This window comes from Polaromonas sp. P1_E1_2 (assembly GCF_056406035.1).
The window spans coordinates 1-1,989 of the sequence record NZ_JBFUAZ010000707.1; the positions used below are offsets into that span (position 1 = coordinate 1).

The window sequence follows — 1,989 nt, forward strand, 5'->3', positions numbered from 1 at the left end:
CTGGCAAGTATCGGCCTGCGAGCCTGCTGGATGTTGAGTACAACGGAAAGCAACACGGAACACTGGCGGAAGAAGCCCTCATGTCATTCTTGCGGCTTGTCACTGACGCAAGRCCTGAGCGCGCTGGCAGCTAACGCACTTGACTTGCCGTGGTGCCCAGCCTTTTAATTGAGAGAACGCGTCCCGGCAAGCCGGGTCACGCCTCACATCTCAAGCGTTAGGCAACACAAATTACGCCATGGCTTTCGCATCACATGAAGAGTACTTCGCGAGCGTGCCCGCTGACTCGCGCCTTCTGCTTCAATCTATTCAGAAAAAGGCTGAAGCGCTGGTGCCTGACGCCTCGCGTTGCATAAGCTACAACATGCCCGCGTTCAAGCGCGGGCGGGTGTTCTTTTACTTCGCTGCATTCAAGAAGCACATTGGCGTCTATCCGCCCGTCACGCAAGATGCAAGCCTCATGCAGGAGCTCGCGCCATACCGTGGCGAAAAGGGCAACTTGTCCTTCCCGTTGAAGGAGGAACTTCCAATCGAGCTCATTGGCCGGGTTGCCCTGGCGCTGTCGCGAGAGTACGGCTGCAAGTGAGCGGCGAGCGTGGTCTCTGACCTTTCGTTGCTTCCTGGAGTTCCCCACGCCGCAGGTAGGGCAGTGTTGTCCGCGCCGACGCTGCAGCATGCGCGCGTCGAAGCCGGCCTCTGTATGAGCTGGAACAAAGACTGCGCCTTGTTCGTCGTCTTTGCTTTGCTATCAAATCAGTAGCTGCTTGCGCTCATCCGCATTGGTCTGGGGGCCTGTTTCGCATATGAAAATGCCCAAAAACAATTGATTTTGGCGCTGCCATACCTCGCAAAAGACCCTGTAGTGGCCTCCAAAGGGCGGTTTTGACCTCTTTTTAAGCATAAAAACTGGCTGTAGCCCAATGTGGACAAGCGCAAGCAGCTATTAAATCAATAGCATTTCGAGCGGGAAGGGGGCTTATCTGACGACCGGACTCGTGCGCACGCCTGTGCTTGTCTGTCGCATCCACGCCATAGATTCCAAAGCGTTCTTGGCGAGGTCGATTCTCATGGTGATAATCGCCGTGATTTGCCTTCCCAGGTGAACTGATGAAGCCGCAGGTCTCACGACCGGAGGCCCGCCTGGGATGGGGATCCTCGCATTCATGCGAGACAAGCGGCGAGCACTGGATAAGGACCCCGTGCGTTCGTCACTGATGTACTTCTGATATTGGGGGGATTGCTTTGAGCCTGACAAAGATTTCACTTGTGCTGTTCATTGGGGGCCTGGTATGGCTCGGTGCCGAGTATGCGGAGGACCGCAAGCGCCCGTCGCGCCACAAGGTCCCTTCTGAGGCTGAATTGAGCACTGCCACAGGCAAAGCCCTGAGCGCCCGCGTTGTCGAGCGCAAGACCAAAAAGGGTGTACTGGCGAGCCGCTATGCGGAGCTGGACATACAGACCTCCGCAGGCATCGAGACTGTGCGCGTGGGCGAGCCGAATTCTGAGCGCGCGCTGGACGGGCTGGGCGGCGAAACCGTGACAGCCAGGTTCGATCCGAAGGATGAGAAGTCGGTGTTCAGTCTGAGCACCCCAAACCGCCAGGTAATCGCGTACCGGGATACAGCTGCGTTCAAGGCCAAGCTTGTCGAGGGCAACAGCGGCGGCTACACCATTGGCTGGATCGCAGTAGCGTTGGGCGTTCTTGGCTTCTGGTTCGGCCGTAAGGTGGCCGCGAGTTGACCAGAAGTGCAGTGTCTTGGTCGGGGCCGCGCAGCTCAAACGGGGGCACGGTATTTCTGCTACTCAAAACAGCCACCCCAATCTCATGAGTCATGTCGCCGAGCCCATTTCTCCCCAGTTCGCAGCGAGCGCGCTGCGGAATTTGCTGGCGCCGGCGTTCGAACCCCTTCAGGGCTGGAAGGGCGGACGCGGCCACAGCTGGTTCACGAGCTCCACCAAGCTGTTCAAGCTTGAGTTCTACGGGCGCGT

General features: G+C 58.0%; 2 protein-coding genes. Both read left to right on the top strand.

Features of this window, described 5'->3' with window-relative positions; all coding sequences use genetic code 11:
* Positions 1-238: 238 nt before the first annotated feature.
* The gene (locus tag AC1D1P_RS21955; protein ID WP_477674432.1) at positions 239-586 is read left to right on the top strand and encodes an iron chaperone; all 348 of its coding nucleotides are present in this window, start codon (positions 239-241) and stop codon (positions 584-586) included.
* Between the two features lie 656 nt (positions 587-1,242).
* Positions 1,243-1,740, top strand: a complete 498-nt coding sequence (locus AC1D1P_RS21960; protein WP_477674433.1) for a hypothetical protein — start codon at positions 1,243-1,245, stop codon at positions 1,738-1,740.
* The last annotated feature ends 249 nt before the right edge of the window (positions 1,741-1,989 follow it).